This window comes from Chitinophaga sp. LS1 (genome assembly GCF_034274695.1).
Taxonomy (GTDB): Bacteria; Bacteroidota; Bacteroidia; order Chitinophagales; family Chitinophagaceae; genus Chitinophaga.
Genome location: NZ_CP128362.1, coordinates 1,187,139 through 1,212,706 on the forward strand (window position 1 = coordinate 1,187,139; position 25,568 = coordinate 1,212,706).

Here is a 25,568-nt window from a genome sequence, read left to right on the forward strand (position 1 = left end):
TAATTGGTTAATTCCTCAATTGCCCACACAATCAATGTCAGGATGTTTTTCTATCCTTAAAATTCCCGGTTACCCGTTTCGCTAGTTGGTAGTTTCAGTTTGCTTGTAAAGCGGTTCAAATTAAAACTCAGATTGATCAGGAACACATCGGTTTCCGAAATATAATTTGTAGTGGTATAAAATGCAGGCCCCGAAGTAGTAATACGCTGTTTATTGGCACCCAGAAAGCCCATATTCATATTCTCCCATAACAGAGAAACTGTTAGACGACCTTTCATCAAACTCTTTTTAAACGAAGTATTGGGTACAAGGAACGCTCCGTCCTCTCCTTGAGCAGTGGGTCTTTTGGACAGGTAGTTGATATTAGCTTGAATACCCGAAGTCTTGCTAAGCTGGAAATTGGTGTTCACATTAAATGAGTAAGCCCATTTGTTATTAGAAATGGTAACTGGAACATTGAGGATTGAAGCAACTCCATGGATTTTATAATTGTACATATTGCCACCTATATACAGCGTCCACCATTTACAAAGGTTTAAATTCAATCCGGCCTCCACCCCCCAAAGGCGGGCAGCACCGGCATTAGTATAAACGCGGTTAAGGATAGTATCTGCATAAACACTGTTTAATCGCTGGATAGGGTTCTGAACATGCTGATAATAAATGGTACTGAAAAATAAGCCTTTATCAAATGTGTGGTTTACGCCTAGTTCAGCGAGGTCAACAAATTCTGGCAACAGGTCAGGATCGCCCGCCTCCAGTGTTTCGGAGTGCTCACGTTCCGGAATCGGATTGAGTTCCAGGTTGCTGGTGCGCTGTATCCGCTTACTATAGCCGGTCTTGAGTTCCCATGCTTTGTTGAAATGATACAAAAGGTTGGCAGCAGGAAACAAATTGGATAGGTTTAGGATGTGGGGATGAGCGTCATAGGATAAATGAACTGTCCTTGCCGCGTACTCATAACGCAGACCTCCATTATATTCCAGTTGACCTGCTTTGCCGGAGTACTGGCTATAAACCGAGTTGATCTCATTGATGGCGTCTGTGCTGCCTTTAAACTTAGCAATGTCAGGTTGCGAGGTTGCCGGAGTTACGAAGTAGTCGAAATCGCCGTGCTGGGTATCATGACGGAACTGGTAACCGCTTTCCAGTTTACCCTGGCCAATAGTAATTGTATAGTCCAGTTTAAACCGGTATGCACTGATCGGACGTTTATAGGGATTGTTTACATATTGGATGGTATCATTGGTATTGGGGTATTTCAGATTGCGGTTCAAAGTTCCGCCGTATAAGTTGTCATGTTCATATTGCAGCCCGGCCGTTAAGCTGGATTTATTGGCAAACATATGGGTATAGTCAAGGTTACCTAAATTAAAGGTGCCCTCTTTGGTTTGCAGATTGGAGTTAAAGTAGGTTGTGCTGTTGATAAGCGCACCGGTGCTAAGGTTGGAGGTACTATTATGATACAGCAGATCTGCTAAGCGTGCCTGGTATCTTTTTCCACTGTAAAAACCGGCCGAGATCACATTATTGGTATTAGCAGTATAAATTATGGAAGTACGCCCGGCATAGTTATAACGATCAAAGCTGCGCTCACCATTGGAGGGAAAGCGGGTGATTGTGTTACCAGTAATATTTTTGGTGTAAGCATTGCCTTCCCGGTATCCTTCATTGTCATTACGTGTATAATTTCCCCCGATCGAAACATCCCATTTTTTCTTTTTAAAATTGATCGTTATATCCCCATTAAAGCGTTGCGGTTTTTTCAGATTATTATAATCAGTGGTACTTGGCAGTCCACCCTGGGCATTGGCAATTAGTGTGAACCCGTCGTTAGCTCCCTTTTTAGTCATAATATTGATGATCCCACCGTGACCATCAGGATCATATTTCGATGAGGGCGCAGTGATTAGTTCAATATTGTCGATGGCGTTGGCAGGCAATTGTGTCAGCACAGTTTGTGCATCGGCCAGCACTGGTTTACCATTAATCAGTACCATAAAACCTGCAGAACCCCGCACACTGATGTCTCCCTGTGAATTGACTGTTACAGATGGCAGGTTTTTCAAGACATCGATAGCAGAGCCTCCTTTAGCAGATTCAAATTGCCCTGCATTATAACTTTGTTTATCGATCTTGTTCAATGCGGTTATTTTCTGTCCGGATATAGCGACTTCGTTGAGCATTTTAGATGAAGGTGTAAGCCGGATTATGCCCAGGTCAATATCCGAATTGCCAGCTACAATATTTTTTAGGTATTGGGGCTCGTAGCCAGGGAAGGTGATCTTTAGCATGTAGTTTCCCGGCGTAATCTTCCCGATCTTAAATATACCACTGGGGTTGCTGATACTGCCTGCTACCAGGCCAGAATCAATTGTGCTATACAATGCGGCACTTGCGTATTCCACGGGTGACTGACTTTGAGCATCGATGATCCTGCCTTTAATAATAGCATTTTGTGCCGAAGCAGTAAATATTCCAGATAATAAAATAAGGAGGCAGAGGAGTTTCATAATGGCAGATATTAAACCTCACAAAAATATTATCTGCCGCATCGTATTAATGGTAGCCTGCTATGCAATTATGGTATAATAAAATTAATGCCGCTTCGCAAAGGCCAGTTCCCGGTATATCCCCGGTGTAAGGTTGGTATACAGCTTAAAGAACTTTACAAAATGTGAGGGATCGGAAAATTACAGGCTGGCTGCAATTTCTTTGATGGATAATTCTGTATTGGATAACAGTATTTTGGCTTCCAGTACAATACGTTCATTCAATATCATAGAAGGTGTTTTGCCGGAGGCTGTCTTGCAAATAGTATTCAATTGTGCGCCCGGCAAATGCAGCATTTCGGCATATGCCTGTATTTTTTTGATCTGTTGAAAATGTACATTGACAAGGCTTTTGAATTGGTAATAGATCGGATTGAAGGGCTTGCCATCCTGTAATTGCGCATTCGATTCTTCGGCTGCCTTTAAAAGGATCAGTTGTAAATAGGCTTCTAAGATAGCAGGGGAAGCAGAAGATTGATAGTCCTGGCAAAAGCATCTGACCAGTTCTAACAACATTGCGTTCTCCTTTAGCTGCATAAGCACTGGTAAGTTATACACGATCTCCAGGCTTTTACGGTTCAGTAATTCTTCGCGAAACAGGATCACATAGCCTTTAGGTATCCGGGTAAAATCCCAGCAATGGACCTGGCCAGGCTTCAGAAAATAGATCGACGGTGGCAGTACGTCGTAGCTTTGGTCATCAATAGTATGGTAACCGGCACCATGTTCCAGCACGATCAATTCAAAATAATCGGCGTGCTTATGCGGCACTGTTGGCTTGATCACCTCTTTAAATGGACTGATCTTCAACAGCTGGTGACTATAGATCTTCGACTTAACAGGTATCGCTTTCATCAGTTACGAAGTTATCATAATCCTTTAAAAACAAAAAGGCAGAGTATCCGGAGTTGCTCTCAAACCTATAAACTTTTTAATTGGATTGATGGCGGGTGCATCAGAGGGATTCGCCTCCCGGACATGCTATATTCAAATATAACTTAGATTTTTTGATGGAGAAAGGAGGATTGGATGGTTTGGGAGGCATTTAGGCTAAAATAAGTTAATAAAATCCCGAAGTTGGTATTTTAGTTTGAATTAAATAAAATGGCCGGACCTGTACTTTTAATGGTCTGGACCTCTCACCAAACTAATCTGGACGTTTGAGAAAACCTTCGTGTAGAAGCTTCAACTAATTTTACACCATAAAAAACACTTATGGCAAAAACAGTTTTAGTTACAGGAGCTTCTGCAGGAATTGGAAAGGCAACCGCAATTTTATTAGCGCAAAATGGTTACAATGTTTATGGCGCGGCACGAAGGACAGAGAAAATGCGGGATCTAAAAGAATATGGTATTCAGCCGATTAAATTGGACATCACGAACGACGGAAGCATTTTGGCATGTGTTGACCAGATCTTTAGAGAAGCAGGAACCATTGATATATTGGTAAACAATGCGGGGTTTGGTACAGGTGGCGCAATCGAGGATGTATCAATAGAAGACGCCCGTTATCAACTGGAAGTAAACGTGTTTGGAGCAATGCGTTTAACCCAGTTAGTATTGCCCAAAATGAGAGAAAATAAATATGGTAAGATAGTAAACATCTCATCAATTGGTGGTAAAGTTGCATTTCCTTTGGCTGGGTGGTATCATGCCAGTAAATTTGCAATGGAAGCTTTGAGTGATGCTTTGCGAATGGAAGTAAAGGAATTTGGTATCGATGTGATCGTGATAGAACCGGGTGGTATTAAATCTGAATGGGCAGAAATTGCAAACGATCACCTGATACGTATTTCTGGCCATACAGCTTATAAAGAAATGGCTAAAAGTGCAGTAAAATCTACCCTTAATCTGAACCTGCCAGCACCTTCTGTCATTGCTAAATTGATTAAAAAAAGTATTGAAGCTACAAATCCGAAAACACGTTATGTTGGAGGTTTTGGTGCAAAACCAATTCTGGGTATAAGAAAAATTATTTCAGACAAATTGATGGACAAGATTATTCTTAGACAAATGAAGTAAATGTTATGGCAACAGTTTTTCAACATAATGTCGCACTTTCTTTCTTTAGCAAAGATGAGAAACAGGAACACGACCCATTTGTATACGAGCATGTGTTGGGATTAATCGTTTCGGGTGCAGTTGATTTCTACACAGATAATAAAGCCGTTTCACATTACACTGGAACATTGAGTTTAATACGGAAAAATCAGCTTGTAAAAGCAGTGAAGAAAATTGATTCCGTAAGTAATCAGTTTATTTCCATTAACATATTTCTGACACAGGATGCATTGAGAAAATACAGCCTTGAATATGGCATAAAATCAGAGAAAGTTTATAGCGGAGCCTCCAATGTGTTGTTAGAAAACGATGCGTTTATGAGAGGATATTTCGACTCATTACTACCGTATCTTGCGAAACCGGAGATCCTTACGTCCATTTTGGCGCAAGCTAAAACCACAGAAGCAATTGAATTATTGCTACGTAATCCTGTGTTAAAAGATTTCCTGTTCGATTTCAGCGAACCGTACAAAATAGATCTGGAAGCATATATGAACCGGTATTTCTCGTACAACGTTCCCCTCGTGCAATTCGCGAAATTAACAGGTAGAAGTCTTTCGACATTCAAGCGTGATTTTATGAAGATATTCAGCGTAACACCCGAAAAATGGCTACAAAAACGTAGGTTGGAAATGGCGCATTTTCTCATTTCCCAAAAGAACAGGAAACCGTCTGATGTTTATCTGGAAGTCGGATTTGAAAACTTATCACATTTCTCCACAGTATTCAAAAAAGAATTTGGAGTGAATGCCTCATCGTTGCAACAAAAGTATTGACCACTACCAGGGACACATTTCCCTGAATTGAGTTGCTCCATTACCACCTTATAAGCTGTGTTGAATCATCCAATTATGATTCAATTCACACATTCATGAGACCCTGCCCGGTTGCAGAGACTTCTAATCCGCTGATTCCTGATTTGCTTTTTTTCAACAGTAGGAGAACTAATGCCGGAGTTTTGCTTACACGTCCGGATTTGTTTTACTTTAAAGAATAGTTTTACAGAAATTGACCGAATGTGAATTCGGGAGTCATAAATAATCTTACAATTTTTGTGCGGTTCTGATGTATCACTAATAATTAATCAAACTGGGTTCAGCATGATACTGTCTGTTGCTTTTCGTGATTCCACTCCATAACGTAGTTGAGGCGCAATATAAAGCGAGTTCTATTGTATGTTTGTCAGATACCGTTTTATCGTTTGCTGGTTCCTGCGACTTATTGGTAATTTGTACCCTGCGATTAGAACCTGAGATTGCCCAAAGGTACTTATGTGATTTAAAGACACGATGTAGGACTTATGTATCTTTAAAAAAAGACCTTGTGGCAAACGCTCATTAATTGCTTTCAGGCTGGAGTATACTGTATATTTTCGTTCTGTAGTAACTATTTGTACATAGTTCAACATAGATTCAACAAATAATATATCTACATACGCTATTTTCTCTAAGCAATTCTCGCATTTGACATATAAATAGTCAGGATGTTCCAGGTTATTTTTTACAGTTAACGAACCACAAATTTTAACTTTTGCCTTTTCACAGGCTTTTGTAAAACGCTCAAACGTTACAGGTTTCATTAAGTAATCGGTGACGTTCAACTCAAATCCCTGCAAAGCATATTCAGGATAAGCGGTTATGAAAATAACCTGCTGGAACACATCATGCCGTTGTAAAAACTCAATACCACTCATCTGAGGCATTTTAATGTCCAGAAAAATCAGATCAACCACTTCGGTTTGTAAGATAGCTTTGGCTATAATTGGATTACGTGCTGTTCCAACCAGGTGTAAAAAAGGTATTCTCTCAATGTATCCTTCTATTTGTTTACGTACCAATGGTTCATCTTCTACAATTATACAGTTCATCATTGGTTTAAGATTAAATTTAGATAGATGTAATACTTATTATCAAGTTCTTTGGTAGTAAGTTCATATTTATTTGAATATAAGAGTTCCAGTCGCTGTCTTACATTCTGCAAACCAATTCCCGTGCTATTATATGTAGCAGATAAATGTTCCTTAACAGTGGCTGTATTCATACAATAAAAATGCAGTTTTCCATCTGTAAGCTGAATATCGATTTGTATGATATTCTCCCTGTCATCATCATCAGACACGTGCTTAAAAGCATTTTCAACGAATGGCATAAGCAGCAATGGAGAAATCGTCAAGTCGTTGCTATCTGCTTTTACATTTAAAATAGTAGTTGCTTCTGTACGTATTCGCTGAAGATTAAAATAATTTTCCAGATGCATTAATTCTTTGGACAAGGGAACAAAGTCAGCACTACATTCATATAATTGGTAGCGTAATAAATCCGCGATAGTCACTAATGTAACCTTTGCCTGTGGCAAATCAAAATCTAATTGTGTATAGAGACTATTAAGAGAATTAAATAAAAAATGAGGGTTAAGCTGTGCTTTGAGGTAGGTCAGTTCCGCCAGTGAGTTGGCTTTTTCCATCTCATTAAGCCTACGTTGGGTATTCACACGATCAAGTGCCAGCTTTAAAGCACCTCCTCCTAACAAACTCAACAATGCAATGAAGAAACGATTATACTGTAAATCAGTGTAGTTCCATGAAAAATTAAAGTGAATGGGAACCAGCATGTGGTTCAAAAATAGCTTCATAACAAAAGCATATCCGCCTGCCAGTAGTATAAGATATATTAACGATAGTACCAGCAGCTTTGTTACGTTCTTATGCTTAAAATAACGGGGCATCAGGTATGCATAAATGCCGTAAAAGGCACAAAGTATCAAACTTACATCGAGCGCTGAAAAGTAAAGACGGTTTCCCTTATCACTGATATAAAAATACGTGATCTGGTTCCATATAAAAAAGAACCCCAGCCAAAAGCTCACATGTAGTAGAAAACGTCGCATGAACCAAATTTATGAAAATGGCAAAAAAGTACATCCGTTTTATAGCAAATGTCTTATTTACAGGATTAACGGTAGTTATGCAAATGACATTACCTATTGTGAAAAGTATAAGGCCATTGGTATAATTTGAGATTACCATGTCAGACCAGTATTTAATTTTCACAAAAAAACATGAAAGCTATTATTGGATTGTTAATGCTAATCACCATAACTTTTCGTGGGATTGCCCAGGGAGTAGATACTGCCATGTTGCTTGCTGCCACTTATTTCAGGCAAGCGGACTCCGCAAGCAGCCGAAATTTTATGTGGAAACATCCCCTTTATGGCCCTATGTTACTAGTTGATCCCCATTCCAGAACCACTTATGCAAATATGCCGGATAGCGCAGGGGCCTTTACCTTCATAACAGAAGGCTTGTACAAAGGGACGTTACCTCAGGAAGTGATGGTTGCCAATACATCTATAAACTGGCAAGGACGGTTGTGGGCAATTATATTATGGCCATTACCAGTTGACATGGAGGAACGACTAAGCCTTATGTTACATGAATCCTTTCACCGCATTCAACATAAACTTGGGTTTCCTGCTCTTAGCCCGACAATAGACCATCTGGCAACTACTAATGGACGTATCTATTTTTTGTTAGAACTGCAGGCTTTAAAAGCAGCCTTAGCCAAGCCCCTCGATCAGCGTAAGAAGGATTTGGTGAATGCACTGCTTTTTCGCAAAAAAAGACAGGAATTATTTCCTTCAACGTTTGACAACGAACGCTTGCTGGAAATAAATGAGGGACTAGCTGAATATACAGGAATGCTACTGGGTAGACTACCTGGTAATATAAGACAACATTTGTATAATGAGATTGATAAGGCTGACACCAGGTTGTCATTGATTCGATCCATGGCTTATATAACCGGTCCTGTTTATGGGTATCTGCTTTATGAGAAATCGCCAGGCTGGACACAGTCAGTCGACTCAAATTCTTCATTTCCAGCTTTGATCAAAAAATATTACAAAGTGGCTGTGCCTGAACAAACGACTACTTCTGTATTGGCTAAACTGGAAAAGCAGTACAAGGGAGATAGTATCATACATGCTGAAAAAATGAAAGAGAAAAACAGACGACAGCAGGAAGATATTTATACCCGTCTTTTTACTCATCAACCGGTGTTGGTCATCAACCTGGTGAAAATGAACATCGTGTTTAATCCTAACAATTTATTTGACCTGGGGGAATTGGGTACTGTATATCCAACCGCAGAAATAAATGATGTTTGGGGAAAGTTGAAGTTAGTGGATGGTGGTATGCTCATGAAGGACTGGAAAGTGATCACATTACCGGCAATGGATAGTCTACATGCAAAAGATAGTATTGTACAAGGTAATGGATGGCAGCTGCAACTAAATAAGGGGTGGCGAATTGAAAAAATGGACAGCTTACAATCAGCGTTGATCAGGAAGGAATAATTCCCGGATTGCCCACCTGTCTGGCAAGGTACTGTTAACGAAAAAGGGACCGATCATCTTTTCGATAATCAGGCTCTTTTAGCGGGCTGGGAGGGAAAATTTCCGAACCAATTTATGGATGGTTTATCCGAAATTCATGATTTTATTAGTAGAATTCCTTATTAAAACAACTATAGGCAATTGCACTGTACTTATCTATCCTAATATATCCAAGCTCCAAAACGAGGGAAATAACAACGCCCTGGTTTGATTAACGAAGATTAAGCTGTCAATTTTAGCCCCATATATGCATTAGCAGCTCTGTTGAGGGTTTAATTTCATATTTCTGGATCATAGCATGCATCAGTTAGTGATCAAAACTATTTATTAAACTATTTTCATAAAAAAGACGTTAAAACTGATTTCTGAGATCCTGATCATCCCAAATTTCCGGTGCCATCATAATGAGTATTGAAATTTTGCTAATGAAGGGTATCAAGATGAGGACATGGAATACAGTTGCTCTGACCTGGAATCAATTTGTAAAACGACTACATTCTTCAGGAAAAATTGCAAAGTATATCTGCTTTTGTGGTATAATCTGAAATGTTAATTTAGTTATACATTGCAATCATATTTCAAAATCTGATTCGGCGAAAAGTGCTTTAACATCTCAATAGATGATAAAGTACTTTTCATTACTATTGCTAAGACTTCCAGGAATTCTCTAAACATGATCTGATAGATTTTGAATCCTTTTGCCATAAATTAATCTTTAAAGATAAATGAGTTGCTGGCAAAGGTAGGCATTTCACCTGTGGACTGGCGATTATAACAAACCAGGGACTGTATAAAATACAGCCCCTAGTTTCATTTATACTCCATAATTTTTTCAAACGACAATGTTGTCAGCCATGAATGCTGTTGAAAATGTTCAATACGAAACGCCCTATAATCTTTCTTGTGCAACTTTTGCATCAGCACATTATTATAGAAATTTCCAATTTTCAGCCTCAGATCTACTAATGGATAATTATATATGGCCTTGTTAAATATTACTTTTTCTATTTCTGCACACAGATAGCCTGCCGTCATCAATTCATGATTAATTAAAGAACGATGCCACCTGTTCCAAAAGTTAAAGATCACTTGCGAAAACAACTTTGGTTGACCGGCATAGTTATGCTCTTGGTAAACTAAAGGAAGTTTATGCTCCTTACATTTTGCAACAAAGTATTGTAAACAAGGACTGATATATTTCCTTTCGTCGAAATATGAAAGCAGTTCCTGATAATTTTCCGGACGGCCCACTACAATCGATAGGTCAACCTGACGAAGCGTAATGAATAATTCAAGGATTTTATCATATTCAATTACCGTTTTTTTCATAATGAATTTTATATAAGGTTTTATTCCATTATCCATTTAATATAATCCCAGATTCTAAATCTTGGATTTGCATTAGAAATATTTAATGGTTGCCCTCGGACAGTTTCATCTGTTACAATCCTTACTGCATTTCCTGTTCCCCCGGAACTCGGAGGTTCAGTGAGCAAGGTACCGGAAATTTCAAATTCCACATATGCTCCTTTATTTGCCTGTCCAAGATCAGCTTTATATGCAGGAACAAAAGGCTCCATTTCCACATCGACTCCAATGGGATTTTCCGCATAATCTTCAAAATTGAATTGATAAGGCATATGAGCAAAACCCTCTGTTAAGGAAGTATACACCCTGATCGTATCCTTTAAAACTTTGTATATAGCGAGATTTTTAAGTATCTGCGTGCTATCAACATGGCGATACCCGTTTAAATGATTAAAAGCCATCCAGTCAGTAGACAGGCTGGTTAAATCGTGTAGATAATCCTCAAACAACTGGATCATCTTGAGTAGCCCGTTGTGCATGTACTATTCCTGCTGATAAAACCACAATTAATAATATACAGATATTTTTCATATTTATTTATTATTGTACAGAAACGGGTACATAACCTCTTACGTCTTTACCTCCTCCAGACCAAAAGTAATTGAAGACTTCCTTAAAGAAGCACTTATAGCATTGTATTATGAAATGAACAAAGATAATTTTGAACAGCAGAAAATTTTAAAGGCCCGTCATAGAGAGGTAGATGAAAAGATCGATACTTTAGAGGAAAGCAAATTTACCACCGGTTTTGGTCAAAAAGTTTTATCTTCGATATAAGTCATGAAAAAGCTTACTCGCTATACAAACATTAGAGACCTAAAGGCAAGTAATAGCCAACAGCAGCCTCAACAGTCTGATTTAAAATATGAATCGGATTTAAGAGAATTTATTGCTATAATGAAACAACATTCTTCTTCTCCAAAGCAATCTAAGCGAAATAATTCCTCCAATAAGTCAAAGTAATGGAAAATAAGTTACTAGCAAGTGTTTTGAAAGTATGTAGCATACTTAATAAACATTCTGTTCAATATATAGTAGTTGGTGGAACCGCGGTTGCCTTGCATGGCTATTTTCGCTTGTCACATGACTCTTCCGGAGCTGTCATGGAAAAGCATGATCTTGATTTTTGGTATAATCCAACTTACGATAATTATTTTAAACTCCTTAATGCACTGGAAGAATTAGGGAGGGATGTAACTGAATTTAAAAACGAAATTGCCCCTAATCCGAAAAGATCATTTTTTAGATTTGAAGAGGAATATTTCAAAATGGACTTTTTGCCTGAACTGCTTGGCCTCTCTAGATTTCGTTTATCCTTTGAAAATAGAAGTGTTGCAGAGATTGATGACATTGAAGTGCCATACATAAGTTATGAAGATTTACTTAAAAGTAAATTAGCATTGGCACGAGAAAAAGATATAGATGATATTGAGCAGCTCAAAATCAGGAGAAGCCAGTCTGAAGAATAAATCAGCCCAATCGATATATTGAATTTCGAACTTCTCAAAACATTAAATAGTAAGGGTATAGCACTCATTAAACTCTAATCAAAAAACCGCCTTCAATCGAAAGACTTGAAGGCGGTTTTTTTTACGCAAAGGATATAAGTATCCGGAAAAGGTGCATAGTAGTTTTGTAGGGTCAATAAGACGACCACAATAAACTATAAACGGTGAAAAAGACAGTTTTAATTACTGGTGCCTTCTCCGGATTGAAATACTTCAGCAAAATGGATAGAATGTAATTGCATGTTCAGGACAGCGAATTAACAGCTTCTTCCGCATTCAGTAACTCCGTAACCGTCTGGTGCAACTGCGTTTTGGCAAATGGTTTTTTGAGAAAAGCATCAGCACCATTTTCCAGCGCTACATCCTGCGCGGCCGCATCAACACCAGAGATCATGATCACTTTTACAGTGGGATGTTCCTTTTTTACAACGCTAAGAAAGTCGATACCAAAACCGTCAGGCAGTCGATTGTCTAATAATATTAAAGAAGGCTTTTCCTGTAGAAGATATTCCTCAGCTTTAGCAATGCTTTGCACATGTTCTACTTTCGTTCCATTCCCTTCCAGTAGTATGTTTAGAAGCATGCACAGGTCACCTTCGTCATCAATGATCAATATTTTGTGGGGAGTAGTTTTAGTTTTCATACTTGCATTTTTAATTGTGGTTAGTGAATAAAAAAAGCATGCCAAATAGTAAGATTGTTAAAAATTAATATGTCCAGAGCGAAAACAATAATAAGCACTTCAGGACGGCATTACAGGCACTGGCTGGAAAATTTTACCCAGCGGTTATCGACGCAAACAACAGTTCGATTACTAGTTGAATCAATTTGATGCGGTTGAAATAAATAACTCGTTTTACAAGTTTTCACCCCGGCAATTTCACCCATGGACCTTTTACAGTCAAAATCATTTTTGATATGACTGGCAAAATCAGGTCTCTATTTTCTATATATAAAAAAGGCCTCCAGATTCACCATCTGAAGGCCTTTATATTTTGCTAAACATTAGCGTTTTTTAGCTTGGAGGAGAATTAAGTGATACTGATATTAAATATTATAGCTATTCCTTTGGAAAATCCGAATTGACAAATAGTGTCAGGCCTGGATATTTGTTTCCCGAATCGGAATTTACATACCAACTCCTGCTACTGCCGGCAGCACAAACCAGAATGCCGCGCCCTTGCCCGGGGCGCTATTTACCTGTATTGACGACTGGTGCAGCTCCAATATTTTTTTTGCGATAGCCAGACCGATGCCCATCCCTTTTTTGGGAAGCCCATCTTTATGTAAATACTTATACCGTTCAAAAATATAAGTTTGGTCTTCTGGTGCGATGCCGATACCAGTATCAGCAACTTCTACCTTTACACCGGCACTGGTTTGTTGTAATTGGATGGTGATACTGCCACCTTCAGAGGTAAACTTAAAGGAATTATCTATCAGGTTCTGCAATACCCTTTCAGTAAGCGCAATGTCTGCAAACACAAGTGGCAGGTTACCCTCAGTATTGAGGTTTAAGCTAATACCTTTTTCTTTTGCTTTGAGCTGGTAAGCCATCAGTATATCGGAGGCCAGTTCGCTAAGCAGGAACTGTTCTTTTTCCGGGTTTACCTGGTTGGCTTCCAGTTTGGCATATTGAAACAATTGCTCTACCAGCACTGATAATTTTTTGGAGCTGTCCAGCACTACCGAGAGGTATTTATTTTTTTCTGGTTCTGCCAGGCTATCTTTTTTGATCATCAGCGTCTCTACATATCCCTGCATAATGGATAAAGGTGTGCGCAGGTCATGGGATACATTGGCAATCAGCTCCTGCCGGAATTTATCTGTGGCACTTATCTTGTCGAAATTGTCCACGATAACGTCCGCCATTTCATTAAATGTAGAAGTGAGCATACCCAGGTTACCTTTGGCATGACCTTCTATGCGGGCAGAATAATCGCCTTCCTTAAACCTCCGGACAACCATTGCAATATCGCAGATACTGTTCGTAATCAGGAAAAAAGTAATGACGCCCACAATAAATGCGATTCCCAGGGCGCAGAAGAAAATATACATACCCAGGCGATAATACAAATGGCTATTAAGTGTAGTAAGTATTTCCCTTTGCTTTTCGCTGGCTAATACTGCATATACATAACCAGTCAGTTGCCCGTTCTCATATACCGGTGCTGCGGAAAATATACCTGGCTCGTCCGGCTGCTTGGGATTATCACCAAGGGGGCGTTCTCCATTTTTAACAGCCAGCCATTGTTTTACTTTGCTGATATCCACCTGATGGTTCTGGACCGATTTATCCGGAACAACATAGTCGGTGATCTTTCCTGTAGTATCCAGTAAATAGACTTCCACACTTGGATTGGCCACCATAATGGAATGAATAATATCGTGTGTTACGGTGGTGTCTGGTTGGCCATTTTTCAATGGATGTGTAAAGCTAGCCAGGTGTGATGCTACATTGCCATAGAGCTCCTGATGTGCCATCGTATAATAAGACCTGGATAACTTAGAAGCGATCAACACAAACACGATTCCCAATATGATAAGCAGGACAGAAAATACAGTGGCTATTTTCCAGAATAAAAGATTGCCCCGGATCGTTCTTACAGACATAATGTTGTTTTATAATTCTTCATTAAAACGGTACCCAACGCCCCAGGTAGTGAGGATGAATCTGGGGTTGGAAATATCCTCTTCAATCTTGCCCCTAAGCCGGTTGATATGGGAGTTGACGGTATGTTCATATCCTTCAAAATCATAACCCCATACGAGGTTTAACAAACGTTTCCTACTATAGCTTTTCCCGGGATTAGCTGCCAGCAGGGTAATCAGATCAAATTCTTTAGGAGAAAGATCTACGCGGGTATCATGTAGCATCACTTTTCTTTTATCCGTATCGATCTCCAGTCCTGAAAACCGTATGACAGCAGATTCAGGCAATTTTTCATGGACAGGCATAGCATCATCTTTCCTGCGGAAAATCACTTTTACCCTGGCAATAAACTCCCGTACACTAAAAGGTTTAGTCAGGTAATCGTCCGCGCCGGTTTCCAATCCTACTACTTTATCAATCTCTTCCGACTTGGCCGACAAGATTAGTATAGGTGTATGCCGGTCGGTTTGCCTGATCCTCCTGCATATCTCCATACCGTTAATTCCTGGCAACATAATATCCAGAATAATCAGGTCAAAGGATTGCTCTTTAGCCGTAGCCAATCCCCGCTGCCCATTACTTTCGGCGAATACATGGCAGTTAAGATCATTCAGGTGAATGCTGAGTAATTCTACAATATGGGTATCGTCTTCTATAATAAGCACCTTGTGCATAAATCTGAGGTATAAAATTTTATCAAAAATCAGTAAAAATACCGTGGAAATAGCGCTGTGATACTTTTGTTATACTTCTGCAATCGCTTTGGGATATCACATCTGTTCCTTTGTCTTATCAAAAATTAGACAAATGAAACAGAACATCCTAAAACCATTAACAGCATTATCTGTAATTGTATTTCTGGCAGCCTGCAGCAAAGACAAGAAAGCGGAGCAACAGTCCAACACCATTACAATAGAGAATGTACTGGATAGCAAACCATTAGTAGAATCAGGCACATTCAAAGGTACAGGAGCACCTCCGGTAATCCTTCCCGGGCAATCAGTATCTTTTACTTTCTCGGCAGCAAAGAACCAACGGCTCACTTTTTCGACTATGTATGGCTGGAGTAATGACCTCTTTTTTGCACCGGAGAACCCGGGTATTAAATTGTATAACGATGACGGTACACCAATCACCGGCGATGTATCGACCCAGATAAAGTTGTGGGATAACGGTACCCGCGTTAACCAGGCGCCGGGAATGAACGTTACACATCCCGGAACGGCGGTAACTACACCACAAAACATTAAAGAAGTAATGAGTACCGATGATTACGGTAATACATATCTACCGGCTTCCAGCCTGATCAAAGTATCACTGGCCTACAGCGGTAACTCTACGTTTACTGCTACGATTATGAACACCTCAGGCGGTACGTCCAACGAAACACCCTTCAGCCCGGGAGTTTGGGCTATATCTTATGTAGCTGGCGGCAACCTGTTACTTCCCGAGCCCATTTATTCAGCAAATAAACCAACAGCAAACGGCCTGACAGATATTGCAGAAATGGGAGACAATACAGCCTTAAGCACTTATCTTACTGGCATTACAGGGATCTTTACTCCTTTATCTCCGATATTGGTAGTCGTGTACGATGGCAGTGAAAATCCATTTTATAAAGTGGGTGAAAATGATCGCGCTGAAGGACTGAAAGACCTCGCGCAAAAAGGAAGTGCAGATGCATTGGCTGCAGTGCTGAAAACTAAGGCAGGGGTTAAGAATGTATATGTATTGCCTGCGCCAACCAGCACGGTATTACTACCCAAAATTAACGGCGCAGATGGCGGTAAAGTATCTCAGCTGCTTAATATAGTAGCAGGTGACAGGATTGCCATCGCAACCATGTACGGATTCTCCAATGATTGGTTTTTTGCCACCACTGGCAATGGTATAGACGCTACACAGAAAGGTGACGTATCAGGTTCTGTTGGTTTATTTGATGATGGAACGGCGATCAACCAGTTTCCAGGTGCAGGCATTACCCAGTTCAACCTAGCGGGTACGCCACTGCAGGAAAACATTCCTATACAGGCAGTACCGAATCCTAATAGTTTTACCACTTTACCCGATCTTACTAAAATCATCAAAGTAACCTTGCAATAAACATGATAATCATAAAGCAGCCGGCCAAAGTGAGGACCGGCTGCTTTTGTATATGACTCAATTATATTTGCGAAATGCCACCGGCAACGAATAAATGTTGAAAGACATTTGCCACTATATTACTAATCATCTGTATCTACTTCGCAATATTCACGCGCAGGTTGATCTCAAAACTATTTCCCATAATAGTACTATAGCCCGTCGTCTGGGTGATGTATATGACCTGCAGGGAAAAAAGTGATTGGTAATTTAATCCTGCTCCTGCGCTTACGCTTCCACTGCTATGATACATCCCTGATACATTGGCCCAGTCATCCAGCAAACCAATATTTACCCCTGCATCAATAATATTGTCAGCACCATTGATACCCCGATAGGCGATTTTAGGTTCCACTTTAGAAATCTCTGTACCCGTATAAAATTTGTAAGAGGCAGCAGTATAGTAAGTGGCAAGTCCGGAAACACCCCTGTTATCGTTTTTAAACGTCGATATCAGGTTCGGCAAGGCTGCCTGAACTGTTAGGTGCAGATCAGTATAAGCTACCCCAAAATCACTTTCAAAGTAATTATCCCGCCTGTTAAAACGCCCTATCGACGGGTCATTTGTCTCCCCATTTACACTTTTGGTATCAAGACGCTGAATGTCCAGCGCCAGTGATAATCCGAAATGTAACGCCTGTGCACGCATGCCCAATGGCAGGTGATATGCATAAGTAAGCCCTACCTTGGTACGCTGCAATAAGCCAGACTTATCGTTGAAAATATTCAATCCGGCACCTACCCTGTTCTTAAGGTTCGCATCGGCAGTAAAAGTTTGTGTAATGGGTGCGCCTGGGATAGCATCCCACGGACGTCTGTAGGAAGCATTGATATGAATACCTGAATCCAGTCCGGCCATTGCCGGATTAGCCAGGTATTGATTAAAAAAGTACTGTGATTCCGGTGGTTCAAAATTGGAAACCGCGTTACCAGCTGATTGCGCCTGTGATGCCTGTGCGCTACAAAATAAGAGTATGAGGGTATAGATTTTTTTCATGTTAATTATTTCTGATCGCGAACAATAGTGATGAATCCTTTAAATGTATGTTGTCCTGAAGGGAACGTTACAATGTAGTAGTAAGTGCCTTCGGCCAGCGGAGATCCATTAATTGTAGCGTCCCATTCATTCTGATATCCTTTTTTGTGATATATCAACCGGCCTGTGCGGTCATATATTTTCACCTCATTATCAGGATAACTGTCAATATTCCGGATCACCCATTTATCGTTAATACCGTCACCATTTGGTGTCAGCAGGTTTGTAGCATCCAGTTTATAATCATCTATTACGGTGATAACGATAGATCCCTGAGCGGTACAACCTCCAGCTGTAACTCCGTTTACAGTATAGGTGGCCGTTGCCTGTGGGCGAACATTTAAAGTAGCGGTGTTTTGTCCACCAAGAATGTTATCAGCATCCTCCCAGGTATAGGTTGCAGCACCTGTGGCTGTGAGATAGATGGTAGCACCCTTTGACACAGTGTTACCCTGATCACTGCTGATGCTGAGAACAGGAGGGAGTGATACGTTTACTGTAAATTGTGTACTGATTTCATCAACACCTCCATTGGCAGTACCCCCGTTATCTTTCACGGTTAATGTAACAATAGCGTTTCCTGTCACATCTGCTTTCAGCTCATAGCGCAATGTTGCAGTTCCATCACCATTGTCAGTGACTGTGAGTGTGGTGAATACATCATTGTCTGACGTGACTGTAAGTGTGTTGGTCTGAGTGCTCTCCGGTCCGGCAGAGATGCCGGTGACTGTAATAACCTGTTCACCACCTGCGCAGACTGTCTGATCTGCTACTACGCCTACTGTCGGTGTTTCGTTCACATCTTTCAGGAAGATGCTGACTACGCCTGCCGCACTTGTATTATATCCATCGCTGACAGTTACAGCGATATTGAACTGAGCAGTTTTTTCGAAATTGAATTCGTCAGCATCGTATACAGTTAATTGTCCGGTTGTGGCATCTATAGCAAATGCGGGCACGTTATCATTGTCTGTATCTTCATTTTGTGTGATCTGCCAGTTTTTCAATGTGCCGCTATTGTCTGTTGCTACTACCGTACCAATGATCGTATTACTGCTGATATTTTCAAACAGGCTGAAAGATTGACCGGCAGTCACAATAGGAGCAGAAGCATCTACCAGCACAGCATTCAATGAGGCAATGTTGTTGAGGGCCGGAAGTAATTCATTGCCTGCCAGGTCTGTGATCTTACCTGCAGGAATGCTTAGGGGGCCAGTTACAGCAATACCATCATTGTCTGTATCACCATTGACTACCGTGTAATTGAATACCAGCTGAGTAGCGCTAGTGCTTACGAGTGTAGCATCTACCTGCATGGTGCCGATCGTAACGGGCAGAGTTACGCCCGCGGGGTCTACTGTTATAGTCTCATCTACATTTACGTTGAAACTAAGTATTTGTCCGGCCTTATAAGTGCCATCAGCAGGACCCGTTACGTTTACTACGGCAGGTGCTTTTGTATCCACATACACAATTCCCGGCGTTGTCGTATAATTAATAGTAAGATCGGCAGCGTTACCAGCAGCATCTTCGATAGTGCCCATAGCAATCGCTGTTCCGATCCCGATTCCGTCAGTATCATTATCTCCTGCCTGAACGGTGTAACGGAATGTGAGCGTGTTAGTACCGGACCCGCTTATATAAGTAGCATACCCGGTTGTACTTCCTATCAGGAGGCTGATACGTGGTGTACCTGTTAAGAACACACTTTCAGGCCAGGTAACGGTAAGATCAATGTTTGTACCTTCTTTATAGTATCCTGGCGTAACGGTTAAGTTAGTCACTGAAGGAGCTATAGCATCTACAAGTATACCCGTGGTATTGCCAGGAGTAAATGTAAGTACGGCATTGTTACCAGCGATGTCTGTGATTGTAGTGGTACTCAATTGTAATTGTCCTATTCCTATTCCATCAGTATCCTGTTGTCCTGCCAGTATAGTATAGTGGTAAGTGGCACTAGTGGAAGTGGATGACAGGAAGGTAGCATTTACAGTATTTGTCCCAACCTGTATGGGCAAATATGAAGTGGCACCAGTGAGCGTTATAGCTTCACTGAAATTAACAACAAATTTCAGTTCATCTCCTGTTTTATAGGTGCTGTCTGCAGGTAAGGTAACCGTAGTGACTACGGGTGCTATACCATCTATCTGAAGATCGTTATTAGCAGATAATGATCCTGTGGCACCCGGTGCTGGCAGGTCTAATAACGCATCTTTACTGCCGGCATTATCTTTAATTGTACCACCGCTTAATGCATTCATTGAAGTATAATCCAGGTCGGCAGACAGGTCTCCGCTTTGTACAGTATAATTGAATTGCAGCGTATCTGTGCCTGTACCTGCAGCATAAACGGCATTTGGGTCGACAGTACCGGTTTCCATAATTAACACTGGCGTGCCGGTTACACTTACGACCTCGTTAAATACAACTTTCACGGTGATGAGATCCCCTGTTTTATAGACCTGATTCGGGTTAGTCGAAGTGACGTTGATGATGAACGGTTTTAACGGGCCTACTGCAATATCAATTGTTTTTGTATCCGTTTTTGCCCCACCGGCACCTGAACTACCCAGGTCACTAACTGTGATCTGTAAGATATCGGTACCTGTATAATTACCTGTTGGAGTGTATATAATTGTGCTTAAAGCGTTGTTGATATCTGTAAGCGTACCAGAGAAGGTGTTCGTAGCATCGGCGGTGCCTGAGCCAATCAAAAATACCAGTCCGGATGTAGACGGTAACGAGATAACACCGTGGTTGACAGTCATTGTTACCTGTACGGAATTTGATCCTGCATCCACGTCGGACACAGACACTTCATTGCTTATTACAAGATTAGTGTTCAGGGCTAATGTCTTGGCAGCAGGTACGGTAATTACGGGTGCATCATTGACCGATGTAATATTGAAAGAAATTGTTTTCGTACTTTCTTCACTGCCGGCATCTCCAGAAGTACCGGGATCTGCGCCGGTAAATCCACCATCGTTGATTGTAATAGTCAGTAATACGTTACCATACGTATTAAGTGCCCCTGTAAATCTTACGCTATCGCTTGAAATATAGGTATTAATATCAGCAATACTTCCTTTAATAATGACGGAATCGTTAGCTGATGGAACGATAGTAATTCCGGTAGCAGGGTTGGCAGACAATGTACCAACACCGGAATTAACTGATAATATTACTGTAACCGCATTGCTGCCGGCATCTGTATCTGAAAAATAGAAACTATTGATAGCAGCAGGAGTATCTTCCTGTGCAGCAGCCTGGGTCGTAGTAGTAATTACAGGCGTAGCATTCACGCTTGTAATTACAAATATCACTTCCGCTGTATCACAATTAGAAGGTATGCCATTATCACAAACCTGGTATTGAAATTTGTCTATACCGCCGAACTGACTATAGGGAGTATAGGTAAATGAACCGTCTGCATTAACAATAACAGTACCGCTTGCGGGTCCCCCCCCGGATATAAGAGAAGCAGTCAGTGCATTTCCCTCATAATCAGTATCATTGGATAAAACATTGCCAGTAACCGGGGTATTATCATCCCCCGTATAAACATCATCTACTGCATAAGGAGGTGTATTAACGCTGTTTATTGTGATGGTACAGGTAGCGTTTGCGCATGCACCCTGTGCATCGCAGTTACTATATACAAATTGATCTGTACCACTAAACCCTTTATTGGGGTAATAGTCAAAACTACCATCAACCGCCAGTCTGAGTATGCCGTGAACAGGCGCCGTAACCAGCGATGCCCGATTGAAAATACGGAGTGATCCGCTATTAGGATCATTGTCATTACTTAACACGCCAGTAGCTTTACTGACATATAGGGCAACATCCTGGTTGACTGTGTAATTATCATTGGCGGGGTTCGGAGTAACGTTAGTGCTTCCTATAAAGAAGAGTGTTTTCGCGTTACCGGAACAGGCTCCGTTAGGATCACACAACTTATATGTAAAACTGTCTAATCCTGCATAACCAGCATCGGGTGTATAAGAAAAACTACCTGAGTTGCTGAGAGATAAGCTGCCATGCAGCGGTAGAGAGACAGGACTAAATGTAGTGGCATCGCCATCCATATCGTAATCATTCGCTTTGAGGCCTGGGGCGGTTTGAGAAATGGCCTGATCTGTAGCGAGAACATAATATTCATCATTAGCCACCGGGGCGTGGTTAATATTGATAAACGATACCGTAATGTTGGCAGGAGAACTTATACCACCATTCCCATCACTTAATGTAAACTGAATGATACGTGGGTCCGTAGAGGGCCAGTAGCTGTAATTGTTATAGTAGGTAATACTCTGTAATAAAGCATCAATAGCCGTGGCTGTGGCATTACTGTTAAACCGGATTTTCAGGTTCCTGCCTGTTTTGCCACCCGAATATGCGGCGATTTGGGTGCCTGCATAATAGATCAGGTTTGCGTTGACAGTAATTTGTCCGGTAGTTTTGATACTGATTTCATCTTCACTGAATCTTGCACTGTTGGTAATAGAAACAGTTAATAGTCCATCGGTAAAGTTATTCGCGGTACCGGCTGTCACATTCGCATTGCTGCCTGCATCCAGCAGAACAGGGGCTCCTGCTACTGTAAAAGATACTGCGTCTCCATCCAGGTTGGCAATTGCCGGAGGGGTAATAGCATATCCTTTGGGAGTCAATATCCATAAAAATAAAATAAGGAATGTAAGGGTAGCTTTTTTATTCATAAATATCGGTATAATGAAAACTGATGGCAGGCAGCGTAGCTGGCATGCTTACTGAGGTAGTCAAATATTGTTGTGGTTAAAATATCTTAGAAGTTGTGTTGCATCTCTTGTTTATAGCAATTTTCAGTCGGATTTAGCGCTATAGGTGGAACAAATATACCATTTTCATACCCAGCGTCTCTAATAGCAGGCGTAAATTTAGAATAAAAAATGAGATAATTAAATTCTCAGATATGGGATAGAGGGTAAGGGTGCCAAGTAACAGGTGGATGGAAGTAGTGATCATTGTATAATATCCAAATGGGATAGGCAACAAAAGTATTGACAACTAGCGGGGCTAAATTCGATCCACTTCTTTTTAAAAAATGCCTGTAAAAGAGAATGGGAATAATCAAGTACAACCTACTTAATTATTCCCATTTTCAATGCGGGTAAAGAGGGATTCCCCCCGAATTCTTTTACAGTCAATGGTTTTCAAGATCGCCGCATTCGACCGCTCTGCCATTTCTCCACTGAAAATGTGAAAAACTGAATGAAATCAAAAGGCTTCTTATACGATCCTGCGTAGGCAGGAGGCAAATCTCCTCCAGCTATTTATCATTAACCGGTAAATATTTAGCAAGCAGGTCTAACAGTGCTGTTCCATGCACATTTTCTGCCAGCAACCTGCCGTCAGGTCCTACCAGGAAATTATGCGGAATGGATTGAACACCATATAAGGCAGGAACAGTTCCTTTCATCCCCTTCAGATCAGATATGTTGGTCCAACTGCTGATTTGTTCCTCACTGATGGCTTTCATCCAATCCTCCTTTTTGGTATCAACGGATACTGCTAATAACTGAAAGGAAGATCCTTTTATCATAGCATACAGCTTCTTCATAAAAGTCATCTCATTACGGCAGGGCCCACACCAACTGGCCCAGAAATCAATGAGCACGTATTTCCCGGCATAGCCAGACAGACTTACTTTCTTCCCGTCTGCACCTGTTAAAGTAAAATCAGGTGCTTTTTCTCCTGTTTTTATAATTGGGCGATGAGTTTCCTGGTTTTTGAAATAGGCCAGTCCATCAGGAGAGTTGGCAAGTGCGGGAGAGAACAGCGTATCAATATTGCCTGGTTCGGTCAACATCGATGCTGCAAGTATGGCGGCAGGAGAGTTGTTATGCGCACTTACAAACCCGGCAAATGCCTGCATCCGCTGAGGTTTTATTTTATTTAGCGAATCGTTGTAAAGCTTCATCACCGGTATATCTGCCTGATACAACGCTTTATAATAGTGCTCATGCAGCGGCCTCAAAATAGAATCATAATGCCCGGACATGGTGATCAACATCTTGTATTCCTCATTCAAAGCACTACCGGCCACCTGGGAACGGGAGAATATACTATCTCCCAAAATTTTGGTTTCACCAGGTGTGAGGAACATCCTAAGTATTTTCCTGCGGTCAGGAGCGCCGCTTTCAGCCGCAGCTCCTGCCGTCACCAATGTCAGCTGCACATATTTAGGGTAGTCTATGGTACCGGTAAGCTGGAAATGTCCATCCACTACGGCAGCACTATCAATGATCTCCTTATACACAAATCCTCTTCCAGTCATAGATAATGGAGTCACATATATTTTAGTCGCATTATCCATGCTGGTTAGTGTACCCTTAATCTCATAATGGCCCGCCTGTGCATTGGCTATGTGACCTGTCAGGCAGAGTATGGCCAGCCATTTATATTTTCTCATTAGTAGCCTGGATTTTGGGTAAGATGAATATCATTATACAATTCATTCAGAGGAATGGGATACAGGGCAGCATTGGAAGTCCAGTTACTTTTTTCTGCTCCCAGCACGGCATCTATTCTCCCGGTGCGTCTCAGATCGATCCACCGGTGACCATATTCTGTAAATAATTCGGTTTGTCTTTCCTTTTCAATCGCGAGCCTGACTTCTTCCTTTGAAGTAGCGGTGGTATTACCCAGCCCGGCCCTGTTACGGATGATATTGATGTCCGCAATGGCATCTGCGGTATTTCCTAATTCCATATTAGCCTCTGCCCGGATAAGGTATTGTTCTGACAGCCGGAGGTAAGTGACAGATTCTGCCAGGGAGGTAGTATTGGTTGCTTTCAATTTGTACTTATAAGGATAGTAATAGGTCACGTTATCAACCGTTACACTCCCTATCCAGTTGGATAACCGGAGGTCACCGGTTTCAAATGCAGCTAAAAGATGGTCAGAGATCAGGTAAGACGGAGTAGGACTGATAATGAGATAATATTGACCTTCAATTGTATACCCGGTAGTTCCGCTGGATGGTAGTTGCCAGATAGCTTCATTATTATTGGCTGTCATAACTTTGCCAATATTGGCAGAGGTAAGAAGGTTATAAAGTCCATTACTCTGAGCTATTACGGAATCAGCATAATTTGCAGCTTTTTGCCAGTTACCAAGATAGAGGTGTACCCTGGCCAGTAAGGCCATGGCCGCATATTTGTTAGGCATGATGCGTTTCCCACCGGAGAAGGTATAGTTCTTATTCAGGTTGGCAGCGGCACTCTCCAGGTCAGCAATGATTTGTTGATATACGGTATCAGTGCTGCTTCTGGCAATGTTCTTTGTCACTGTCACATTGGTAGTGGTCACCAATGGAACACTCCCCCATAAATTCACCAGGTAGAAATGACAAAAGGCTCTTACAAATTTACTTTCGGCCAGTGCATCCTGTTTGATTGAATCTGTGAGTGTAGCCGTGCTGTTGGTAATTCCTTCAATGATGCTATTGGCCTGGTAGTTGACTTCATAAAGGTCCGTCCACAGATCTTGGATACTGGTATTATCGGAGCCAATTGCGTTGTTGAGAAAGGGATCATACGTATCTGATGTACTATTGAAATCCAGTTCATCAGCTGACATACCTGTATACGAAGAGAGCCCCAGTTGTAGTTCATACGAATCAGAGGTAGAGAGTGTCACGAACATACCACTTATGGCAGCTTTCACAGTCGAATTCGTTGAAAATACATTTCCTGAACTTAGCTGATTGGACGGGACGTTTACATCAGCAAATTTTTTACAGCCTGCCACTAAAAGAAGGCAAAGATATATTGATATGATAGATTTTATATTGCGGATCATTTGCGTCATTT

18 protein-coding genes are annotated in these 25,568 nt (G+C 41.0%); 5 read left to right on the plus strand and 13 right to left on the minus strand.

Features of this window, described 5'->3' with window-relative positions:
• Nucleotides 1-56 precede the first annotated feature (56 nt).
• Together QQL36_RS04965 and QQL36_RS04970 are read right to left on the minus strand one after the other, a co-directional pair.
• Nucleotides 57-2,513 carry a TonB-dependent receptor domain-containing protein gene (locus tag QQL36_RS04965; protein WP_321569166.1) on the minus strand — a complete coding sequence of 819 codons (2,457 nt, stop codon included), beginning with the start codon at nt 2,511-2,513 and terminating at the stop codon, nt 57-59.
• A 180-nt stretch (nt 2,514-2,693) separates the two neighbouring features.
• A complete protein-coding gene (locus QQL36_RS04970) occupies nt 2,694-3,407 on the minus strand; it encodes a helix-turn-helix transcriptional regulator (protein WP_321569167.1) in 714 nt (237 codons plus the stop codon).
• 360 nt (nt 3,408-3,767) lie between these two features.
• On the opposite strand from QQL36_RS04970, the gene QQL36_RS04975 reads away from it, so the two are divergent.
• Nucleotides 3,768-4,574 (plus strand): oxidoreductase, encoded by an 807-nt coding sequence (locus QQL36_RS04975; RefSeq protein ID WP_321569168.1) that lies wholly within the window; start codon nt 3,768-3,770, stop codon nt 4,572-4,574.
• Between the two features lie 5 nt (nt 4,575-4,579).
• A complete protein-coding gene (locus tag QQL36_RS04980) occupies nt 4,580-5,389 on the plus strand; it encodes an AraC family transcriptional regulator (RefSeq protein ID WP_321569169.1) in 810 nt (269 codons plus the stop codon).
• A gap of 392 nt (nt 5,390-5,781) precedes the next feature.
• On the opposite strand, the gene QQL36_RS04985 is transcribed toward QQL36_RS04980, so the two are convergent.
• Both QQL36_RS04985 and QQL36_RS04990 read right to left on the minus strand, forming a co-directional pair.
• Nucleotides 5,782-6,483 carry a LytTR family DNA-binding domain-containing protein gene (locus tag QQL36_RS04985; RefSeq protein ID WP_321569170.1) on the minus strand — a complete coding sequence of 234 codons (702 nt, stop codon included), beginning with the start codon at nt 6,481-6,483 and terminating at the stop codon, nt 5,782-5,784.
• Nucleotides 6,480-7,499, minus strand: a complete 1,020-nt coding sequence (locus QQL36_RS04990; RefSeq protein ID WP_321569171.1) for a sensor histidine kinase — start codon at nt 7,497-7,499, stop codon at nt 6,480-6,482. The genes QQL36_RS04985 and QQL36_RS04990 overlap by 4 nt, the downstream gene beginning before the upstream one ends.
• Before the next feature lie 171 nt (nt 7,500-7,670).
• On the opposite strand from QQL36_RS04990, the gene QQL36_RS04995 reads away from it, so the two are divergent.
• Nucleotides 7,671-8,966 (plus strand): hypothetical protein, encoded by a 1,296-nt coding sequence (locus QQL36_RS04995; protein WP_321569172.1) that lies wholly within the window; start codon nt 7,671-7,673, stop codon nt 8,964-8,966.
• A gap of 849 nt (nt 8,967-9,815) precedes the next feature.
• Here the strand turns inward: QQL36_RS04995 and QQL36_RS05000 are convergent.
• Both QQL36_RS05000 and QQL36_RS05005 read right to left on the minus strand, forming a co-directional pair.
• Nucleotides 9,816-10,334 (minus strand): hypothetical protein, encoded by a 519-nt coding sequence (locus QQL36_RS05000; RefSeq protein ID WP_143708822.1) that lies wholly within the window; start codon nt 10,332-10,334, stop codon nt 9,816-9,818.
• A gap of 20 nt (nt 10,335-10,354) precedes the next feature.
• Nucleotides 10,355-10,831, minus strand: a complete 477-nt coding sequence (locus QQL36_RS05005; RefSeq protein ID WP_143708821.1) for a hypothetical protein — start codon at nt 10,829-10,831, stop codon at nt 10,355-10,357.
• A gap of 504 nt (nt 10,832-11,335) precedes the next feature.
• Between QQL36_RS05005 and QQL36_RS05010 the strand changes: the two genes are divergently transcribed.
• Nucleotides 11,336-11,842 carry a nucleotidyltransferase gene (locus QQL36_RS05010; RefSeq protein ID WP_143708820.1) on the plus strand — a complete coding sequence of 169 codons (507 nt, stop codon included), beginning with the start codon at nt 11,336-11,338 and terminating at the stop codon, nt 11,840-11,842.
• A gap of 283 nt (nt 11,843-12,125) precedes the next feature.
• On the opposite strand, the gene QQL36_RS05015 is transcribed toward QQL36_RS05010, so the two are convergent.
• The 3 genes from QQL36_RS05015 to QQL36_RS05025 all read right to left on the minus strand — a co-directional run bounded on the left by QQL36_RS05015 (nt 12,126) and on the right by QQL36_RS05025 (nt 15,208).
• Nucleotides 12,126-12,524: a response regulator gene (locus QQL36_RS05015; RefSeq protein WP_083722548.1), complete on the minus strand. Its 399-nt coding sequence runs from the start codon at nt 12,522-12,524 to the stop codon at nt 12,126-12,128.
• Between the two features lie 485 nt (nt 12,525-13,009).
• Nucleotides 13,010-14,494: an ATP-binding protein gene (locus QQL36_RS05020; RefSeq protein WP_321569173.1), complete on the minus strand. Its 1,485-nt coding sequence runs from the start codon at nt 14,492-14,494 to the stop codon at nt 13,010-13,012.
• Between the two features lie 9 nt (nt 14,495-14,503).
• A complete protein-coding gene (locus tag QQL36_RS05025; protein WP_321569174.1) occupies nt 14,504-15,208 on the minus strand; it encodes a response regulator transcription factor in 705 nt (234 codons plus the stop codon).
• Nucleotides 15,209-15,341: 133 nt separating this feature from the next.
• Between QQL36_RS05025 and QQL36_RS05030 the strand changes: the two genes are divergently transcribed.
• Complete coding sequence (locus tag QQL36_RS05030; RefSeq protein WP_321569175.1) at nt 15,342-16,637, plus strand: spondin domain-containing protein; 1,296 nt, start codon at nt 15,342-15,344, stop codon at nt 16,635-16,637.
• A 136-nt stretch (nt 16,638-16,773) separates the two neighbouring features.
• Here QQL36_RS05030 and QQL36_RS05035 read toward each other — a convergent pair whose 3' ends face one another.
• The 4 genes from QQL36_RS05035 to QQL36_RS05050 all read right to left on the minus strand — a co-directional run bounded on the left by QQL36_RS05035 (nt 16,774) and on the right by QQL36_RS05050 (nt 25,566).
• Nucleotides 16,774-17,673 carry a PorP/SprF family type IX secretion system membrane protein gene (locus tag QQL36_RS05035; protein WP_083722546.1) on the minus strand — a complete coding sequence of 300 codons (900 nt, stop codon included), beginning with the start codon at nt 17,671-17,673 and terminating at the stop codon, nt 16,774-16,776.
• 5 nt (nt 17,674-17,678) lie between these two features.
• Complete coding sequence (locus QQL36_RS05040; protein WP_321569176.1) at nt 17,679-22,433, minus strand: tandem-95 repeat protein; 4,755 nt, start codon at nt 22,431-22,433, stop codon at nt 17,679-17,681.
• Nucleotides 22,434-23,023: 590 nt separating this feature from the next.
• Complete coding sequence (locus QQL36_RS05045) at nt 23,024-24,166, minus strand: AhpC/TSA family protein (RefSeq protein WP_321569177.1); 1,143 nt, start codon at nt 24,164-24,166, stop codon at nt 23,024-23,026.
• On the minus strand, nt 24,166-25,566 hold the full coding sequence (locus tag QQL36_RS05050; RefSeq protein WP_415751053.1) for a RagB/SusD family nutrient uptake outer membrane protein: 1,401 nt from the start codon (nt 25,564-25,566) through the stop codon (nt 24,166-24,168). The genes QQL36_RS05045 and QQL36_RS05050 overlap by 1 nt, the downstream gene beginning before the upstream one ends.
• Nucleotides 25,567-25,568 lie beyond the last annotated feature (2 nt).